16 protein-coding genes are annotated in these 18,108 nt (G+C 63.0%); 7 read left to right on the forward strand and 9 right to left on the reverse strand.

Features of this window, described 5'->3' with window-relative positions:
- Positions 1 to 23 precede the first annotated feature (23 nt).
- Positions 24 to 1,418, forward strand: coding sequence for a HEAT repeat domain-containing protein (locus ACSFBM_RS21865; protein WP_435486240.1), 1,395 nt, complete (start codon positions 24 to 26; stop codon positions 1,416 to 1,418).
- A gap of 178 nt (positions 1,419 to 1,596) precedes the next feature.
- Here ACSFBM_RS21865 and ACSFBM_RS21870 read toward each other — a convergent pair whose 3' ends face one another.
- From ACSFBM_RS21870 to ACSFBM_RS21885, 4 genes are all read right to left on the reverse strand, one after another.
- Positions 1,597 to 2,346, reverse strand: a complete 750-nt coding sequence (locus ACSFBM_RS21870) for an anti-sigma factor (protein WP_435486241.1) — start codon at positions 2,344 to 2,346, stop codon at positions 1,597 to 1,599.
- On the reverse strand, positions 2,343 to 2,867 hold the full coding sequence (locus ACSFBM_RS21875) for a sigma-70 family RNA polymerase sigma factor (protein WP_435486459.1): 525 nt from the start codon (positions 2,865 to 2,867) through the stop codon (positions 2,343 to 2,345). Before ACSFBM_RS21875 ends, ACSFBM_RS21870 begins: the two co-directional genes overlap by 4 nt.
- Before the next feature lie 114 nt (positions 2,868 to 2,981).
- Complete coding sequence (locus tag ACSFBM_RS21880) at positions 2,982 to 3,539, reverse strand: DUF3455 domain-containing protein (RefSeq protein ID WP_435438041.1); 558 nt, start codon at positions 3,537 to 3,539, stop codon at positions 2,982 to 2,984.
- Positions 3,540 to 3,817: 278 nt separating this feature from the next.
- A complete protein-coding gene (locus ACSFBM_RS21885) occupies positions 3,818 to 6,286 on the reverse strand; it encodes an acetamidase/formamidase family protein (RefSeq protein ID WP_435486242.1) in 2,469 nt (822 codons plus the stop codon).
- Positions 6,287 to 6,442: 156 nt separating this feature from the next.
- Here ACSFBM_RS21885 and ACSFBM_RS21890 point away from each other — a divergent pair, with 156 nt between their 5' ends.
- From ACSFBM_RS21890 to ACSFBM_RS21905, 4 genes are all read left to right on the forward strand, one after another.
- On the forward strand, positions 6,443 to 7,912 hold the full coding sequence (locus ACSFBM_RS21890; protein WP_435486243.1) for an acetamidase/formamidase family protein: 1,470 nt from the start codon (positions 6,443 to 6,445) through the stop codon (positions 7,910 to 7,912).
- A 149-nt stretch (positions 7,913 to 8,061) separates the two neighbouring features.
- On the forward strand, positions 8,062 to 9,066 hold the full coding sequence (locus ACSFBM_RS21895; RefSeq protein ID WP_435486244.1) for a M35 family metalloendopeptidase: 1,005 nt from the start codon (positions 8,062 to 8,064) through the stop codon (positions 9,064 to 9,066).
- Positions 9,067 to 9,139: 73 nt separating this feature from the next.
- Entirely contained in the window at positions 9,140 to 9,517 is a 378-nt protein-coding gene (locus ACSFBM_RS21900; RefSeq protein ID WP_435486245.1) for a hypothetical protein, read from the forward strand.
- Positions 9,517 to 10,134 (forward strand): hypothetical protein, encoded by a 618-nt coding sequence (locus ACSFBM_RS21905; RefSeq protein WP_435486246.1) that lies wholly within the window; start codon positions 9,517 to 9,519, stop codon positions 10,132 to 10,134. The genes ACSFBM_RS21900 and ACSFBM_RS21905 overlap by 1 nt, the downstream gene beginning before the upstream one ends.
- Here ACSFBM_RS21905 and ACSFBM_RS21910 read toward each other — a convergent pair.
- On the reverse strand, positions 10,131 to 10,913 hold the full coding sequence (locus ACSFBM_RS21910) for a Crp/Fnr family transcriptional regulator (RefSeq protein ID WP_435486247.1): 783 nt from the start codon (positions 10,911 to 10,913) through the stop codon (positions 10,131 to 10,133). The genes ACSFBM_RS21905 and ACSFBM_RS21910 overlap by 4 nt on opposite strands.
- A 55-nt stretch (positions 10,914 to 10,968) precedes the next feature.
- On the opposite strand from ACSFBM_RS21910, the gene ACSFBM_RS21915 reads away from it, so the two are divergent.
- Together ACSFBM_RS21915 and ACSFBM_RS21920 are read left to right on the forward strand one after the other, a co-directional pair.
- Positions 10,969 to 12,462 carry a M81 family metallopeptidase gene (locus ACSFBM_RS21915; protein WP_435486248.1) on the forward strand — a complete coding sequence of 498 codons (1,494 nt, stop codon included), beginning with the start codon at positions 10,969 to 10,971 and terminating at the stop codon, positions 12,460 to 12,462.
- Position 12,463: 1 nt separating this feature from the next.
- Positions 12,464 to 13,768, forward strand: coding sequence for an MFS transporter (locus ACSFBM_RS21920; RefSeq protein ID WP_435486249.1), 1,305 nt, complete (start codon positions 12,464 to 12,466; stop codon positions 13,766 to 13,768).
- A gap of 458 nt (positions 13,769 to 14,226) precedes the next feature.
- On the opposite strand, the gene ACSFBM_RS21925 is transcribed toward ACSFBM_RS21920, so the two are convergent.
- From ACSFBM_RS21925 to ACSFBM_RS21940, 4 genes are all read right to left on the reverse strand, one after another.
- A complete protein-coding gene (locus tag ACSFBM_RS21925; RefSeq protein ID WP_435486250.1) occupies positions 14,227 to 14,538 on the reverse strand; it encodes a hypothetical protein in 312 nt (103 codons plus the stop codon).
- 360 nt (positions 14,539 to 14,898) lie between these two features.
- Positions 14,899 to 15,744: an abortive infection family protein gene (locus tag ACSFBM_RS21930; RefSeq protein WP_435486251.1), complete on the reverse strand. Its 846-nt coding sequence runs from the start codon at positions 15,742 to 15,744 to the stop codon at positions 14,899 to 14,901.
- A gap of 45 nt (positions 15,745 to 15,789) precedes the next feature.
- Positions 15,790 to 16,569 carry a hypothetical protein gene (locus tag ACSFBM_RS21935; protein ID WP_435486252.1) on the reverse strand — a complete coding sequence of 260 codons (780 nt, stop codon included), beginning with the start codon at positions 16,567 to 16,569 and terminating at the stop codon, positions 15,790 to 15,792.
- A gap of 13 nt (positions 16,570 to 16,582) precedes the next feature.
- Complete coding sequence (locus ACSFBM_RS21940; RefSeq protein ID WP_435486253.1) at positions 16,583 to 18,082, reverse strand: DUF262 domain-containing protein; 1,500 nt, start codon at positions 18,080 to 18,082, stop codon at positions 16,583 to 16,585.
- Positions 18,083 to 18,108 lie beyond the last annotated feature (26 nt).

An 18,108-nucleotide genomic window follows, 5' to 3' on the forward strand; every position in this document is an offset into this window, starting at 1 on the left:
GAGACCCCGAGGGAGAGGCCTGCATGAACCACTGGAAAGCGCTGGAACCGTTGATCGTCGAGGACGCCCTGCGCGCACTGCGCGAGCTGATGGCGCAGAACCCCGACGACCGGTTCTACGTGGCCGCCTTCCATGGTGTGTACCGCGAGTGCGACGGTGTCATCACCCTGCCCTCGCTGGGCGCCAACGCGGTATCGGCGCGCGAGAACGAAGACCAGTCTTCCGACGACTTCTGGGACGCCGACTGGAACCCGGCCGACTGGGCGCACGAGCTGGTCGATTTTGAAAGCGACGCGCTCCAGCAAGCCGCCGACGCCGCGGACAAGGCCGCCCGCCAAGGCTCGCGCGCCGATTGGCTGCAGGCCGAGAAAGACTGCTTCGACATGCTGGTGTCGGCCTCGCAAAAGGTGCGCGAAGCCCTCGGCGACGCGCCCCAGCTCACGCCCGACTTCGTCATGTTCGTGAACGACGAGGAATACGCCACCGCGCTGGCCCGGCGCTGCCTTGGGGATGCGACCTTCGAGCGCATCTTCCAGAAAGACGCCCGCGACGACCGCGAACGCGCCCGGGTTGCCGCGCTGCCCGTCGCCGAGCGCGTCGAGTTCCTGGTCGCCCGCCTGGACCGCGAAGTCGGCGCCATCGGCTCCGAAGAAGCCAGAAAGCAGCTGGCCGCCATCGGCGCGCCCGCCGTGCCGGCGCTGCTCGCGCGCATGGGCGACGGCAAGGGCAAGAGCAAACGCGGGTGGGATAGCGCCCTGCTGCTGGGCGCCATCGGCGTGGCCACGCCCGACGTGCTGGACGCGCTGAAGACGCAAATGGCGAAATCACGCGACGAACCCGCTCGCGCCTGGGCCGCGCGGGCGCTGGCGTACCTGGGGCAGAGCGACTGGCTGCTGGCGCAGCTGGCGCAACAGCCACAGGCCGCAGACAGCCTGCCGGACGCCGCCAAGGTGGCCGTCGAAGGCCTGTGCGCGCCCTACTCGTCATTTCGCGACCCGACGCCGCTGCCGCTGGACTACGGGCCCCTGCAGGCCTTGCTCGAGGGCCCGCCCGCCACGGTCGCCCTGGCGCTCGACATCCTCAGCCCCGGCAGCGGCTACTGCGCCATGCGCCCCGGCGAGGTCGACGAGGTGTTGCGAGGGCTCGCGTCGCCGCACGCCTTCATGCGCCGGCACGCGGCCAACCTGTGCTGGGAGCGGGGCGTGGGCAGCGCCATCGGCCAGCGCGTGCTGCCGGTGCTGGCCGAGCGCCTGCAGAAGGACGACGACGCCGACGTGCGCTGGACGGCCGCCATGGCCATCGGCGAATGGAAAGCCGAAAGCTTGCCCTGGCATGCGGCGGTGGCACATGCTGCGCAGCACGACACCGACGAACGCGTGCGAACCGCTGCGCAGTCGGTGCTGAAGGGCGAGGACTAAGCCGCGCGCAGCCTGTAGAGCGCCTGGTCAACAGCGACGGACCCAAGGTTTTTCTCCCTCCCCTCCCGGGGGAGGGCTGGGGTGGGGGCCAGCGACGTACCTATCGGGCGCTCTGCCTGCCCCCATCCCGGCCTTCCCCCAGAGGGGGAAGGAGGAAGGCAACCCAAAGCGTCGCCGGCTACAGCACCTTCACCGCACGCCCGATGAACTGGATCGGCCCGGTCGGGCGGTCGGTCGGCGAGCCGTTCTCGGGCTCCAGCGTCAGCTCGAACAACTGGTTGGGCTCCAGCGGCGGCAGCTTGTCGATGGGAATGCGCAGCGTCTGGCCCTGCTGCTTCACCAGGCCCAGCGACACCGGGCCGCGCCATTGGTCGGCCTTGGTCCAGAACTGCAGCGTCTTCTGCGGCGGCACCTCGAAAGTGCCCAGCGGCACCAGGCTCAGCTGGCGCGACGAACTGGTCTGGATCACCCAGCCGGGCGCCTTGTCCTGCGGGGCGACCAGCACCACCATGTACTGCGGCGAAGGCAGCGGGCGCGTGACCATCACGGCCACCATCAGCGCGGCGGCGGCAAAACCGCCAGCGGCCAGGCCGCGCCACAGGTTCAGGTTGTTCCACCAGTTGGCGAAGCCCGACGGGCGCGCCGGTGCGGCCTTGGGTGCGGCGGCACTGCTGGCCACGGGCCCGAGGCTTTGTTCGATGCGCGACCACAGCGCGGGCGACGGCTCGGCCGGCGGCGCGAGCGCGGTCAGCGGCAGCAGGCGTGCTTCCCAGGCCTGCACGGCGTCGCGCAGCGCGGGCTCGGTGCGCATGCGGGCATCGACCGCGGCGCGGGCACTGGCCGACAGCGTGCCCAGCACGTACTCGCCCGCCAGTGCGTCGATGTCTTCGAAATCTTTGCTGATGCCGTTGCCAGGGGTCGTGCTCATGCCATGCACTCCCGCAGCGTGCGCATGCCGCGCTGGATCCACGACTTGACCGTGCCCAGCGGCGTTTGCAGCCGCTCGGCAATCTCGCCGTGCGAGCAGCCTTCCACGTACGCATACAGGATGCAGTCACGCCGCGCCGGCTCCAGCCCGCCCAGGCAGCCTTCGAGCTTGCCCAGGTCGGCGCGCAGCTCGAACGGGTCGGCCGACGAGGCGTAGGCCGCGAGCGCGGCCTGGTCGTCGATGACTTCCGCCGCCTCTTCGCTCACATGCACCTGGCGCGCGCCGCTGCGCACCATGTTCAGCGCGGCGTTGCGCACCACGCTGTAGATCCAGCCGCGGCCTTCGCCGCGGGCAGGGTTGAAGCTTTCGGCGCGCTGCCAGATGCTGAGAAAGGCGTCGTGCAGCACGTCTTCGGCCTGCTGGCGCTGGCGCACGATGCGCAGGGCCACGCCCATCAGGTAGCGGCCCTCGCGCTGGTACAGCTGCTGCAGGGCCTGGCGGTCGCCGCGGGCGCAGGCCATGAGAGCGGCGTCGTAGTCGAAGGGTTCTGCGGCGGGCAAGGTCGGCGGCGGGGGGGTGGGCAAGGCCCCGATGGTAGTCGGACCCGGCGCCCCCGCCGCACATTCACCCCCGGATCAGGACGCCTTCCAGAAGATGTAGTCGGCCTGGTACTGCACGACCTGCTTCTGGCCCTTGGTGGCCGGGGTGCAGGGCATGGCCGCCGGTGCCACGCCGCCTTGCAGGGCCACGCGCTGGATGTAGGTCACACCGGTCATGGCACCCGAGCCCATGGCGGGGTTGGCCTTGACGAGCTGGAACGGCAGGCTGGTCGGACCCGACGGCGCAACGGCCAGCTGGGTGGCGGTCAGCTTGGAGCCGTCCATCGATTCCCAGGTGGCGGGCGGGCCGTAGTACTTGCCGACCTGCTTGCCGCTGCGGTCCATGAGCTTGGCGTCGGGGCCGACGAACACCCATTCGGTCTGGCCGGGGGCGTTGGCCTTGTCGCGGCATTCGTAGGTGATGTCGCCCTTGCCCACGGTTTCCATGGCGACCTTGTTGCCGGCCGGCACCTGGATGGTGGGCGGCAGGCTCGACTGGTTGAACGTGGGGGCCATCGACATCGAGCCACAGGCCGTCAGGAAAGCTGCGGCGGAAACGGCGCCGAGCACGGCGATCGAACGGGTGGTGTGCATGGAAATACTCCTGAGGTTGTAGAGGGTCAGCAGCTCCTCGCTGCTGTAGGGTCTACACACCAGATGCGGGTTTGGATGCAGCCTGGTTCAAAAAACTTCTGCTGTTTTTTGGGCCGCTGTTGTTCGGGGCGGGTGCACAGGCCGCCGGGTACTCCCCTCCGCGAATGTCCTCCGGCCTGCGGCCTCCCCCTTTATTTCGCTGCGGGGAGCACCCGACGCCCTGTGCACTGGGGCACGCGGCTGGTGTGCGGCCGATCAACGACCGCTGCTGGCAGAGATCACAACGCCAGATCTTGAGGAAACAGCGCCTTCTTGATGACGGCATGCACCCCCCAGTTGCCATCCACCACCTGGGTTACCGCAAAGTCCACCGCCACCGAAATGAGCGACACCGCCTCGTCCTCGTCCAACGCGTGCGCCTGCATCAGGTAACGACGCGTCTTGTTGAACGCATCGCGCATCGCCCCTTCGAGCGACGACTTCTTGTAGATCTGCGCCTGCGCGTCTGCCCCCAATTCGGCCAGGTGATTGGCAAAGCTGAATCCCTGCACCACCCATTCGGTCTCGGTTTCGAGAAAGGGGTAGTTCAGCTCCGCCAGGAACCCGCCCTCGATCTGCGCGCGCTTGTGCAGCACCAGCTGGAACACCCCCGTCAACGAACACTCGATCGCCGTGCCGCACAGCTCCGAATCGCCCTGCGACGCATGCGGGTCGCCCGCCGAGAACAGCGCGCCCGGCACCGACACCGGCAAGAACAGCTTGCTGCCCTTGCCCGCGCGCCAGTTGTCCAGGTTGCCGCCGAAGTAGCCCGGCGGAATCGAGTCGACCAGGCCCGCCTCGCGCGGCGCCACGGCCAGCATGCCGAAATGCGGGCGCAGCGGCACGCGCGCCTTCTGCAGCACGCCGAAGCGCTTGACGATGGTCTCGGGGTCGACCGGCACGCCCGGGTAGTCGATGGTTTCGTGCCGCACGCCGAAAGGGTCGGTCTGCGGCGTCCAGCGGAAGTTGTAGACCGCGCGCGCCACCGGCGCCTGCGGCACCGCGTTGTCGATCTCGTAGATGGTCACCACCTCGCGCTGCTTCGGCTCGGTGATCTGGTCGCGGTAATGAAAGCCCCACCACGCCGCCGCGTTGCTGCCGAAGATGCGCCCGTGAAACGCCGCGCTGCAACTCGGCCGCGGCTGCACGTCGAGGATGCGGATCTCCAGCACGTCGCCCGGCTCCGCGTCGTGCACGTACACCGGCCCGGTGCAGATGTGCACGCCGAAGCCCTCGCCGGCGCCGCGCCCGAAGATCGATGCGTCCATCGGGCCGGCACCGCGGCGGTCGACGGCCTTCTTGTCGGCGGTCCAGTGGAAGACGCTTTCGGCGCCGGGGTCGCCGTCGATCATGCGTTCGCGGTCGTCGCTGGCGTGCTGCGTCAGCGTCTCGATGGTCACCACGTCGCCCGAGCGCACCGAGATCACCGGCTTCAGCGAGCGGCTCAGGTAGCCCCAGTGCACCGTCTTGTCGGACACGGGCAGGTAGTAGTGGCTGGGCGCGGTGCCGTCGGCGTTTGAAGAAGAAAAAGAGGAAGAAGAGGCCGAACGCTTGGGCGTCAGCGCCAGCGCCACGGCGTAGCGCGCGTGGTCGCGCAGCAGCGCCTGGAACGGGCTGTGCGGCGTGCGCGCCGGAACCGCATCAGCAGTGGCGGATGCCGGCTTCACCTCGCTGCCCTTCAACGGCCGCCCGCGCTGGTCGTGCAGCGCATCGGCCTGCGACGCCGGCTGCGCGCGATAGGCCTTGGGCGACACGCCATAGCGCGCCGTGAAGGCCCGGCTGAAATTTGCCGCGTCGCCGAAGCCCCAGCGAAAACACAGCGCCGAAATCGTGAAGTGGTTCAGCGCGCGGTTCGCCAGGTCAAGCTTGCAGCGCTCCAGCCGGCGCTCGCGCAGGTACTCGCCGAAGCTGGTCGCGCCGACCTTGAAGAGCTTCTGCAGATAGCGGGTGGACAGCCCCTCGACCCGCGCGACGCTCTCGAGCGACAGCTCCGCGTCGCCCAGCCGCGCCTCGATGGTGCGGCAGATGCGGCGCAGGTGGCTCAGCTGCACCGAGGTCGGTTGGTCCGATGGCTCGGCCAGCTCAGCCGGGTCGGTGGATGCCTCCACCTCGCGCGACAGGCAGGTCACCAGCAGGTCCGTGAGCGTGGTCTCGACCGAGAGCAGGTCGTCGCGCCCCAGGTGATCGATCTGCTCGGCCAGCGACTCGGCCATGGTCAGGCACATCGCGCCGACGCCGTGCGCGGGCGTGATGCGCTTGGCCTCGGGGCTGCAGGTGCGCACCAGCCGCAGCAAAAAGCTCGCGGATTCGAACTTGACCAGCAGCGCGCGGCAATCGGTGCGCAGGCCAAGCCGCCAGAGCTGCGCCGGGTCGAGCAGCAAGGCGGCGTTGGCAGTAAGCACGACCGAAGCGCCCTGCTCTTCCAGCACGCCGCTGCCCTTCAGCAGCACGAACAACAGCACCGCCCGCCCCGAATGCCGCGCAGTGCCGGCGTCGGGCACCAGCACCTGCGGCGACGACGCGAGCCGCACGAACACCGAGTCGAGCGTGGAGCTGCGCGAAGACACATGCCCTTCCAGCGGCGGCACGCCCTGCCCCACTGCCGCCTCGCTGCGCACCAGCGCGCGGGCCAGCACCTCGTCCAGCGCGGACTGGCGCAAGGCCTCGGGGAAGGCATCGGTCGAAAAGCGTCGAAGGTCGTCCAGCATCAGGGCTGAACTATGACCGCGCCGGGCGGGGCTGGGCAAGGCATTCGCCCGAGAACCGCGCCCCTACAAGTTTTTGTGCGCCTGCGAACAAGGCAGAAACGGGGCGGCGCTTCGAGACTGGGCCGCACATCCACAACATTCGCGAGGAGCGATGCCATGACCCTGAAGTACGACCACATCTGCGGCCCCACCTGCACGCACGGCGCCTCGCCGGCGGAAGAAAAGCTCATCAAGGAAGAGTTCCAGGTGGCGCGCCGCTCCTTCCTGCGCGACGCCATGGTGGTCGGCGGCGGGGCCGTGTCGGCCGGTGCGCTGACCGGGGCCATGGCACCGACCAAGGCCTTCGCGCAGGGGGCGTCCAGCGCGCAGCCCGGCAGCAACATGGCCAGCCACTACTACATACCGGCCGCGGCCAACACCGTGCTGTGGGGCTACTTCAGCAAGATCGCCAAGCCGGTGGTCGAGGTGGAGTCGGGCGACTACGTGACCATCGAAACCCTGACCCACCACGCCAACGACGACGCCGAGCGCATGGTGCAGGGCGACGCGGGCGCGGAGAGCGTGTTCTTCTGGGACAAGCAGCGCAAGGGTGTCAACCGGCGCGGCGCGGGCCCCATGGACGCCAAGAACGGCGCGGGCGGCGGCCAGGGCGTGCACATCTGCACGGGCCCCGTGCGCGTGAAGGGCGCGGAGCCGGGCGACATCCTGGAGGTGCGCATCATCGACGTGGTGCCCCGCCCTTCGGGCAACCCCAAGTACAAGGGCCGTGCCTTCGGCAGCAACGCAGCCGCCAACTGGGGCTTTCATTACGGCGACACGCTCACCGAGCCCAAGAAGCGCGAGGTCGTCACCATCTACGAGGTGGACGTGACGGGTGAGCGCAACTGGGCGCGCGCGGTCTACAACTTTCGCTGGACGCCGCAGACCGACCCCTTCGGCGTGGTGCACCCGACCATCGACTACCCGGGCGTGCCGGTGGACCACCGCACCATCAGCAAGAACGAGAACGTGCTGAAGAACATCCGCGTGCCGGTGCGCCCGCACTTCGGCACCATCGGCGTGGCGCCGGCCGAGGCGGACATGGTCAGCTCCATTCCGCCGAGCTACACGGGCGGCAACATCGACAACTGGCGCATCGGCAAGGGCGCGACCATGTACTTTCCGGTGGCGGCACCGGGCGCGATGTTCACGGTGGGCGACCCGCATGCGTCGCAAGGCGACTCGGAGCTGTGCGGCACGGCCATCGAGTGTTCGCTGACGGGCACCTTCCAGCTCATCCTGCACAAGAAGGCCAGCCTGCCGGGCACGCCGCTGGCCGAGCTGCGCTATCCGCTGCTGGAAACGCAGGACGAGTGGCTGCTGCACGGCTTCAGCTACGCCAACTACCTGGCCGAGCTGGGGCCGGATGCGCAGAACCAGATCTTCAAGAAGTCGTCGGTCGACCTGGCGCTGAGGGACGCGTATCACAAGATGCGCCACTTTCTGATGACCACGCAGGGGCTGGGTGAAGACGAGGCGATTTCGCTGATGTCGATTGCCGTGGACTTCGGGATCACGCAGGTGGTGGATGGCAACTGGGGGGTGCATGCGCTGGTGAAGAAGAGCATCTTTCCTGCGCGGGGCTGATTTTCTTCATGGCGGTGTACGGCCAATCAGCAACCGCCTTGAACGAAACCGCCGCCGGCGTGACAAAGTTCTGACCGGTTGACACTGGACCACAGTGTCATCGGCCACATCCTTCTAGAACCCCCAGACCACAACTGGGAGGTTCCAAGATGATGCGAAAAATTCTCGTGGTCGGCGATCCGCCGGCACCTGGCGGCCGCGTGCTGCCCTACGGCGGGCCGATGTTCGATCTGTATGGCCACCGAGCCGCGCTGATCGGCGGCAGGGCGTATTGCGAGGGGTGCAACAGCGTCGGCATCATCGCCAAGGCGGGTGGGCCGCGGCGACTGCAGTTCATCTCCGAGGTGGCGCTGGAGGGAGATGTGGTGGTTTGTCACTGCCCGGTGCCACAGCCGATCGCAGCTACGCTTCAGCAGTCGTCCAGCTACGAGGATGGCATGGCCGAGGCAGCCGGGGTTTTCAGTCGCGCCCTGATCGCATCGCCGGACTGGTTTTCTGCAGATGCTGCCACTGTTGCCGCAAGCAAGAAGCTTATCGACCGAGCGGTCAACCACCCGCCCGAGGCAGAGCAGACAGAGAACATTTGCCCCAACACGACCAACAAACAGTTTTGCGACACGATGCTCGATCTACGGGACAAAGCAGTGATGCTCATCGCGAAGAAGCGCCTCCCCGAGTTGGCGCGCTGGAACAAAGAAGACATGGCGCGAGTAAAGGAATGGTTCGGCGTGGCCGACCTGCCCATGCGGGACTATCTGCAAAAGGGCTTGGTCGCATGCGAATCTGTACTGAGGGACCTCACTTGCAAGAACTTCGTTCGCCTCACAGACGAGGGCAAGGAGCTCAGCTGCATCGTGCCAAAGCATGACCACAGCACGCTCGCGATGGTCTGCCGGCCGGACATCGCGACGCGAACCATCGCGATCAATGTCTCGTTTTGCACGCTGCGCGACGTATCCGCCAATCAGGACTCGAAGCTGTCAACGCTCATCCACGAAGTCACGCACTTCGACGATGTCTTTGGCAGCCTCGATACGCTGTACCACTTGGGTCAATCTCGTGCCGCAGCGAGAACGAACGCTGCGAGCATGAAAACCAACGCGGACAGTATTTCTGGCTACGTTGTCTGGGACGAGGTGTTTTATGCGAGCTAAGTGGCTGCTGGCCGCGGCGATAGTTGCAGCGTGTGCCCATGCCTCGGCATGCCAGCGAATCATTCAGATCACGTTGACATTCGCGGACGGCTCCGCGGCGCTGGACCGTGCGCAAATCGTCCGCCTGGCCGAATGGATTGCCAACGCAGATGCGATGTTTGCGACGTACAACAGCGCAGGTGTCGAAGCAGGCGCTACCGCCAAGCCGCCCGAGAGAACTACGAGAGAGGCGGCGCAACTCGCACGAACGCGCGCCGGCAACGTGGCTCGCGCGCTGAAGAACCTGTTCCCCGCACGCCTCGACGTCGAGGAATTTGCACATGCCTACCGGGAGAAAAGAGACGGTGATGTGCAGGTCAATGACTTCGCCGCCATCCAGCTCTATCCCGATCTGAAGACTTCAAAACTGCCCGGCTGCAATCCCGGTCTTCGGGACGGATTGGAGCGCTGATGCGAGCACGTAACTTTTTCTCCCTCGTCTTCGTCTTCGCCCCTGCATGGGCCGCCGCATGCTCGTTTTCCGGGCTCTCGCACGACGTGCAGTTCGCTCCTGCAAGCACACGCCTCGAATCGCGGGAACTCGTCTTGTTGGCGGAGTGGTTTGCCGTGCAGCGAGATCCCAACCGGGCGACTGGCGGCGTCTACCGCGCCGACGTGTTTGCCCGCGCCATCAAGGGCGATGCCGCTTCGTCGAAGAAGGCGCGTCGCCGGCTCGACGAAATCGCCGGTCTTCTGACAACGCTGGGCACTGCGACCTCCGTCGAGGTGCACGCCCATGTCGACGAAGTCGAGCGCCCGTCGATCAGAAACCTTGCGAGCCTGGACGTTGTGCACGCCTCTGTTCAACCCGCCTGCGCGAAAACGCGCTCGTTGCATATTGCGATCCGCAGTGAGCACCTATTCCGGTTTGATCTGAGCACCCGTTCCGACGGCCATGAGCACCCATCGATATTCGGCGAGGCCTCGCACCTGTGCGGTGCAAGCCTTCAGTCGGATTGCCCTCTGGGCCGCCGTACGCGCCGGGCGGCAGCCAGCGTCGAACGCTTGGAGCCAGATCAGCGCTACTAAGCGCGCGCCATAGTGGCCAGCCGCTTGATGTCGAGCACGCGAAAGCGCCCATAGTGGTACTGCACGATGCCGGCGTCCGACCAGTCGCGCACGATCTTGCTGATGCCCTGGCGAGTGGCACCCACCGTGGCGGCGAGCGTCTCATGCGTCATTTCGAGCGTGTCCAACGGACTGCCATCGGGCAGCGGCCCACCGTACTCCAACAGAAAGACCACATGGGAGGCCAGGCGCTGTGACAGGTCTCGCTCCTGAGTCCCGATGGCACGGTGCGCCAGCTCGCGCAGATGCCGAAACGCCCAGACCAGCAACGCACGGTCGATCACAGGGTAGAGGTCGCGCAAGCGATCAAAGTCGCCCTTGCCTAGGCAACCAAGCACTGTCGCCTCTGCCGCCACGGCCGTGCCGACTCGTGGCCCGCCATCCACCGCAGGCGACATCCCGAAACAGGCGCCCGAGCCGCTGACCGCATACATCGCTTCTCGCCCGCTATCGAGTGCTTCCGTGAAATGCACAGTTCCAGAGACGATCTGATAAATCGTTGCAGAGATCTCGCCGGCGCGATAGATGGTCTGCCCACGCCGGTACTGCCGGCGTGTCATTGCCGCTTGCAGCTCTCGCTTCACGGCAGCAGGGACGGAATCGATCCAGTTGTTTTGAAGCGTGTTCGACACGAATTCATCGTAACCCTGCAGCGCATGGCGGGTAAACCCGGGGAACGTCAACTGGTTGACGGTTTGGTTCGCGCGTCGGCAATAGCCTGTTCCCAGCGATGTCGGCACCTCGCCGGCACCGAACTGCGATCGACCCCGAACAACATCAACACCACAACCGACCATGCATGTCTTCACCGCCACCCTGGCCACAGAGACCAACACCTTCTCTCCGCTACCCACCGGGCGGCCGGCGTTCGAGACGGGAATGTTTTTTCCGGCCGGCCAGCACCCACCGCATCCTACGTTTTTCGCCGGCCCTCTGTGGGCAGCGCGCGAGCGCGCCAAGACGCATGGATGGGTCGTGAAGGAGGGGCTGGTCGCCGCGGCACATCCTGCGGGCGTCACCACGCGCGAAGCCTACGAGGGTCTGCGCGACCAGATACTCATCGACCTTCGCGCCGCGCTACCGGTGGACATGGTGGTGCTCGGCTTGCATGGCGCAATGGTGGCCGACGGCTACGACGACTGCGAGGGGGATCTGCTCGCTCACGTTCGCGCCATCGTCGGCGCGGGGGTTGCCGTCGGCGCCACGCTTGATCCGCACGGCCACATGACCGACGAGATGGTGTGTGCCGCCGATCTGCTGATCTGCTGGAAGGAGTACCCGCACACCGACATCGTCGAGCGTGCGTTCGAGCTCGTGGACATTCTTGCCGACAAGGTGCAGGGGCGCTGCCGGCCAGTAGCCGCGCTGGTGGATTGCCAGATGATCGTGCCGGTCTTTACGACGCAAGAGCCCGGCCGTGCGCTGGTGGCGCGACAGCGTGCGCTGGAGCAACTCCCCGGGGTGTTGTCGGTTTCGCTCAACCACGGCTTTCCATGGGCCGACGTGCCGGGCATGGGGACCAAGACGCTGGTTTATGCGGACGCCGACGTGGCGCTGGCGCAGCGCACTGTGCGCATGCTGGCCGACGAGGTGATCGCCGTGCGCGAGGCCTTGCGCATCGACGAGATCGAGATCGATCCCGCGCTGGACCGCGCACTTGCGTCTGTCACGACCCCAGTGGTCATTGCCGATGGTGCCGACAACGCCGGTGGCGGGGCAGCGGGCGATTCCACCTTCTTCCTTCGCCGCCTGATCGAGCGCGGCATCGGCAACGCGGCGCTGGCGCCGATGTGGGACCCCGCGGTCGTGGACATGGCCTTCAACGCCGGCGCAGGCGCGCGCCTGCGCGTGCGCCTGGGCGGCAAGACAGGCCCGATGTCGGGTGACCCGTTGGATATCGAAGTGACCGTGCGTGCGCTCAAGCGCGGTCACACGATGTCTGGGCTGTCCGAGGGCGAACGCATGGACTGCGGCGACTCGGCGTGGCTGGCCGTCGACGGCATCGACGTGGTGGTGATCAGCCATCGCCTGCAAGCCATGGGCACCGATCTGTTCACAGGCCTGGGCTGTGAACTGCGGGACAAGCAAATCATCGTCGTGAAGTCGACGCAACACTTCTACGCGCACTTCTCCAAGCTGGCCGGCCAGGTGATCTACGCCAAGGCACTGGGCACCGTGACTTCCGACTGGGACGCGCTGGCGCATCGGCGCATCGCGCGGCCGAAATGGCCGCTGCGCGATCTGCAAGGGCTCGCGTTCGTCGAACCGGAGCCACATCGGGTCTCGTGACATGACAAGACGATATTCAGGATGGTGGGTGGTGGGCGGCTCGGCGGTGGGCATGGGCTTCAGCATGCAGATGTTCATCGCCACGGGATTCACATTCCTCGCGGCTGCGCTGAGCAAGGCGTTTGGCTGGTCGCTGATCGAAGTCGCCGCTGGCGCCACGTTCTACCTGCTGGGGCAGGTAATCGGGTTTCCGCTGGCGGGCACCCTGCTGGACCGGCTCGGCACACGACGGGTCGTGACCTTGGGGATCTGCGGCGTGGCGGTGTTGATGCTCGTTTTGAGTACGGTCCACGCGCTCTGGGAGCTCTATGCCTGCCTGTTTGCCATGGGCATCGTGGGCGCCATGGGCTACACCATCTCCTACCTGAGGGCGCTGGTGCTCTGGTTCGATCGCCGCAGAGGCCTGGCCATCGGCCTGGCGGCCAGCGGTCTGGCGCTCGGCGGCGCCATCTATCCCTTCGCGACCCAGCGCGCCGTCAGTCTGGCGGGTTGGTCCGCCGTTCCATTGACCATCGCTGCACTGCAACTGCTCGTGGTTCTGCCGTTGGTACTGGCCATGGTGCGTGACAGTCCGGCATCCTATGGACTGGCCGCCGATGGGCGACCACTGGGCGAGGCGGCCACCCCCGCCCGTGCCCGAACAGACGCAGCGCTGGGTCAGGTACGTTCCCTGACACTGAGGCAAGCCCTGTGCACGATTGACTTCTGGATGCTCGCTGTCGCTTACCTGGTTGGCGGTGCCGCGGTGTACGGCCTCATCACGAATGCGGTGCACATCCTTTCGCACACCGCTTCGCTCGGGCTTGCGGAAATTGCAAAGGTGCAGGCCGTCGGCGGGGTCACGATCCTGCTGGGGCGCTTGCTTGGCGGCTTCCTGCTCGACCGCATGGGCACACGAACGCTGGCCGTTGCAACGAACATGCTGGGAGCCGTCGCCATCCTCGGCTACGGATACAGCGACACCCTGGGCGCCGCCATGGTGGCGGCGTTTCTCATAGGGCTCGCGACTGGGGGCGAAGGCGACGTCTTGCCCTACATGGCGGCCAAATACTTCGGGCCCGAATCGTTCGGGAGGATCTACGGTGCGCTGAGTGCCTTCTTCGCGGTCGGCACAGCCATCGGCCCGGTCATCTATGCCGCCCTGGCCAGGCTGACGGATTCACCCAGTCGCCCGCTGGTCGCCTTGGCGGGCGCCATGTTGGCCGCTTCGTTCTGCTTTTTCTTCGTCGGCCGCAGGGATCTGTGCGGTGGTCTGCGGCTTGGTGAGCATTCTCAATTTGCTCACGAGGGCATCGATGGGGCTTAAGGCCAATGCATCAAACACGAAGCCGACATGCGCAGGGATCACCGGTCAATGCGATTCGACGTTACCGCAGGTCGTCCAGCTTCAAGAAATGGTCACGTGTCCGATGTGCTCATGAGTGCCGGATAAGGTGCTCAGATGAACTGGAATACGCACTCGTGCTGCAAATGGTCCGAGGGACCGCCGAAGCAACCGAGCGAGCAATGAGAAGTTGAGGGTGTGAAACGCCCCCTTCACCCCCTCCCCCGAATCCCCTGCGCCAACAACGTCGACACAGCAAACCCCAGCATCACTCCCACTTCAGGGAATGGATGCTGGGGGCGGTGGACGCGGGCGCGGCGGGAGCTGCGGGAGCTGCGGGTGGCATGGGCGACGCCGGAGGCATCGGAGGCGGGGGCCGCGAGGCCTGAGGTGGGGCAGCCGGGCGTGCCGGCTGCCTGAATGCTGGCGCTGCCGCTGCGTCAGCGCGCGTGGAGCGCGACGCCTCGCAGGGCGGCTTGCACCGCGCCGGTCGTGGCGTTGATGGCTTCGATGCGGGCCATCAGCTTTTCGTTGAGCAAGCCGAGCAAGGCGCTCAGTTGGGGGCCGCTCGGCTCCTCGCTGTCGGCAGAGGCGCCGGTGTCTACGAGTTTTTCCAGCGCCGTGTAGGCGTGCATGACGCCGTAGAGGCTGTCGGCGTCGTCGCAGGCTTGGATGACGAGGTCGTTCAGCTCGGTAGCGGGGGAAGTGGGACGGGCGCTGAGTTGCGCGGGGGCGGATGCAGATTCAGCCATGAGAGGCCTCCAATCAGGTTCGGATTGCTACAGCCACCGCACCCGCTTCCAAACGGAGGCGGCAGCTCGAACGGGTTGGAAGACCGGGAACCCTCTTGCGAAAGCCGGCAGAGCTTGCGCTCTCCCGTTCGAGCCGCCAAAAAAGGCGAGCGAACGAAAAAGCCGCAGACCATGTGCGGTAACTGCGGCTTTCGTCGCAGAGGGTTCGACGGGCTTCCAAACCCGATCGCGCAGTTTTTGCGCGACGAAGAAGTATATCGATGTGGTTGCTGTCAGGGGCCGATGGTGAGCGCTACGCGGATGAAAACTCAGCCCGCAAACACCTCGCAGCTAAAGCTAGTCAATTTCAAAGCAGCCTTGCTAGCTACGACCGCGTGATTTATTTTCGAGTTTTGCCAGCATATAGGCAGCAATAATTCCGACAGTCTCGATTGCGGCTTTCGCTTGGTGATCTGCAATAGATGGCAGCCAAGGACGGCCGTGGCCTGTGCCTTGCTTATTGCGAAGGCGATTTATAGCCAAGGCCGACTGAAACATTCCTCGCTCCAACAACTTCGTTGGTAATTCTCCGGGCTGCTCTGGGAGTTCAGGGACTGCCATTTCAAGTGCGACAAAAGCCATGCCAAGCAAACTTTGAAAATTCAAATTCGCCGGATAAGTGCCATTCAAAGTCACAAGTGAATGAGCCGCCGTGGCCTCCAAGAGATCCTTTCCGGTCCCAGACAATAACGCAGCATCCTCAGCACCTCTACGGGCACGTTCGGCATATCGAAGCAATGCTTCAGACAGATCACGCCCTATAAGCGAGTCAAGAACCTTAGGCGCAATCGAACCATCTGAGGCCAGAACGAATCCTTCCGACTCGAATGCGCCTTTTGCATTTTCAATAGCTTCGTTGCCAACAAAATTTACTGAAGATGATCGAAATCCGCCACACGCTCGGATCTTGGCAAGAATGCCGACTACGAATCGCGAACTGCGAGCAGGGTCACCATCTGATGCCCCATACAAGACAGCTCGAACTCTTTTCGCCTTCCCTATAGTTTGCCCGTGGTGTTTTGGATCAAATTCTGAAAGGCCAGCCGCATTGATTTGAAACTCAATATCTGAATGCGATGGCTCGCGATAATTTCCATTGTTATTGGAATCATCAACGAGTTGAGCAATTGAATGAATAATCGTATCGTTAACAAGAAAAGAATTCATAACCCGACAGGACCTTATCGCATGTTTGACGTACTCAATCGAAAACTAAAGACTCTTATATTTCCATGAGTTTGCCCGGACTTGGCCTTTGAGAGCAATGGATGCGTCTGCTGGCCAAGTATCGCGCAAGCTCTGCTCGTCACCGATCAGCGTTCGTATCATTGAAGCATCTGGATTTTTACGAAAATCTAAGCGATACCCCACGGCCGTCTCCCATCGCAGTCCTTCGATGCTCTCGCATTTCGCGCTCACGTCAACAAACATCTGTGACCCTAAATTAATTTGGGTTACCAGCGCGTCAACCGCAGAAATTCTTCCAAAAAATTCAAGCGTAGTCGAATCACCGCTCAAAAGCGGAATTTGAACCGAATTACACCCAAGATCCATGGAGAATGAACCGCATGAAAACTTCACCTCAACCGCAGTATTTAAAGCTGATTCGTTTGCGGCCTTTACCTGCAAGCTGACCACAAGGCGAACACTTCGGGGTTGCGTATAACTTGGTTCGTCGAAAGTGATTTCTTTGACGGGATCAATTGTGCAAACCACCAGAGGTTTTCGACTGCTTCTTCGAGCAGCAAAGTCTGCATACAGGGTTGCCGCTACTGCAAATAAAGCAAGTCCAGAAAATAGAGATGAGACGATTCCATATGTATCGCCGGCTTGCCCAAGCAGCGCGATAGCTGCCCTACACGTTTCAGCATCTTTTCCTACGCATAAATCACTAGCGCCATACACACCGGCTGGATAACGAATAATCCAAGGGACTAGCAACCAGAGGACAACGGGCACTATGCAGGCGGCAGCAATATAACGCTTCTTCATTATTTTCATTCCTCTACGCGAACAATTGTCGAACAGTGTCTGCGTCACGCGCATGCTCAAGCGCTTCAAGGCCTTGCGACTTGGAAGCTTGCCCACCGTAAGGAAGGTCTGTTATTTTTATACCTTTCTTTAATTTTTTTGCAGAGGCGTCAGACAAAACAATAGCCCGGCCAATTGGGCCATCGCTGGTAAGTTTTTTAATTTCTCCGTTTTGATCAACCCATCTAATTGCCACTTGATCGCTTGCAGCGATTTTTTCACCGGTGAGCGCATCTATCGCACCTCTAGCCACGAACAGTCCGAGCAGGCCCTTCGTAAGGAGCCCATTTGCTCGTGCAGGTTTGTCTAAAAAATTTAGCGGGTCAGTGCCTTCCCCGATTTCATCCTGAACAATTTCAAGCGCCATGCCTGAATCAAATTCAGCAACGATTTTTGTGTTTGCCGCCTGTGCAAATACCTGCCTGCGGAGGCGATCTTTCCACCAAGCTTCGGTTTGCCCTGGCACCTGATATAGCAAGCAACCAGCAACGCCAAGGATCATTGACCAACTTGGGACCAATTCACTCGTCGTAATACCGAAGTTTTTGCACTCATCGAGTGCAGCAGCGTAAAGATCAACGGCCTCCTCCCAGTACTGGACAAGCAGACTCGGGTCAAGCGCCAACAAATCGCCTTGCCGCACACCTTTGGAGTATTGCCGCCCTTCGTTTTTCCTAATAAGCAAAGATATTAATTTCAGTATCTCTAGCTCATTAGGGTCAAATCGAAGGAGATTTTCGTATCGCTCTTTAGCTTGATCCCAAGCTTCCCTTAGATTAAATTTTGTAGGATACAGCTTTGCAACCAGCAAATCAAACGCCGTAAGAGCGACGCCCGTCCGATTAATTGTTTCAAATATTCTCGCAAGCGCCTCTAACTCGATTCCTCGCTCGAGTTCGATCGCCATGATTTGGTAAACCTTCGATTGCAAACCCGCAAGATTCGTTTCGCGGGCTTGAATAAAATTATCTTTTAGCTGCTCGGATCTAATTTCAGCCAGCCAAGAAAAAAATGCTGGCTGATCCCAAATGTCCTTTATTAAAGCCAAGCCTGCACGGGCGCGAGAATTCAAATCAGGATATTTCTTATCAAATATGGATCTTGATGCCCATTTGATGGGATCAACCCCACCGTCGAGTAATTCTTGGAAGTCTACGTAATAGCAATACTTCGAGACATTCGCTATGGCGTGATACATCGCTGTAACGCGTTGCTGTCCATCCAAAACATAAAGCTCAAGTTCTGTACCGCTAGTAGCTGGAGCGTTATCAATGGCTCGAAATGCGAATGGCTGAGGACCACTAAGCAAGAGCAATGATCCAATTGGCCACTCCCGCGCCACACTATCAAGTAAATCTACTACTTGACTCGGGCTCCAAACAAAATCGCGTTGAAAGTCAGGCAACGCCAATCTTCCCGACCGTATGCGCTGAACCACATAGTCAATCGGGTGGCGAACTTGTTGAAAATTCATCTATCTCCTCCATTCATCATGTAGCA

Source organism: Variovorax pasteuri (genome assembly GCF_051216435.1).
Lineage (GTDB): Bacteria > Pseudomonadota > Gammaproteobacteria > Burkholderiales > Burkholderiaceae_C > Variovorax.

Coding starts and splice junctions, on each gene's coding strand:
- ACSFBM_RS21885 (WP_435486242.1), bottom strand. CDS start 6,286: ATGCTGGACGACCTTCGACGCTTTTCGACCGATGCCTTCCCCGAGGCC.
- ACSFBM_RS21870 (WP_435486241.1), bottom strand. CDS start 2,346: ATGAGCACGACCCCTGGCAACGGCATCAGCAAAGATTTCGAAGACATC.
- ACSFBM_RS21890 (WP_435486243.1), top strand. CDS start 6,443: ATGACCCTGAAGTACGACCACATCTGCGGCCCCACCTGCACGCACGGC.
- ACSFBM_RS21875 (WP_435486459.1), bottom strand. CDS start 2,867: ATGGCCTGCGCCCGCGGCGACCGCCAGGCCCTGCAGCAGCTGTACCAG.
- ACSFBM_RS21930 (WP_435486251.1), bottom strand. CDS start 15,744: ATGAATTCTTTTCTTGTTAACGATACGATTATTCATTCAATTGCTCAA.
- ACSFBM_RS21925 (WP_435486250.1), bottom strand. CDS start 14,538: ATGGCTGAATCTGCATCCGCCCCCGCGCAACTCAGCGCCCGTCCCACT.
- ACSFBM_RS21880 (WP_435438041.1), bottom strand. CDS start 3,539: ATGCACACCACCCGTTCGATCGCCGTGCTCGGCGCCGTTTCCGCCGCA.
- ACSFBM_RS21915 (WP_435486248.1), top strand. CDS start 10,969: ATGCATGTCTTCACCGCCACCCTGGCCACAGAGACCAACACCTTCTCT.
- ACSFBM_RS21920 (WP_435486249.1), top strand. CDS start 12,464: ATGACAAGACGATATTCAGGATGGTGGGTGGTGGGCGGCTCGGCGGTG.
- ACSFBM_RS21935 (WP_435486252.1), bottom strand. CDS start 16,569: ATGAAGAAGCGTTATATTGCTGCCGCCTGCATAGTGCCCGTTGTCCTC.
- ACSFBM_RS21905 (WP_435486246.1), top strand. CDS start 9,517: ATGCGAGCACGTAACTTTTTCTCCCTCGTCTTCGTCTTCGCCCCTGCA.
- ACSFBM_RS21940 (WP_435486253.1), bottom strand. CDS start 18,082: ATGAATTTTCAACAAGTTCGCCACCCGATTGACTATGTGGTTCAGCGC.
- ACSFBM_RS21865 (WP_435486240.1), top strand. CDS start 24: ATGAACCACTGGAAAGCGCTGGAACCGTTGATCGTCGAGGACGCCCTG.
- ACSFBM_RS21895 (WP_435486244.1), top strand. CDS start 8,062: ATGATGCGAAAAATTCTCGTGGTCGGCGATCCGCCGGCACCTGGCGGC.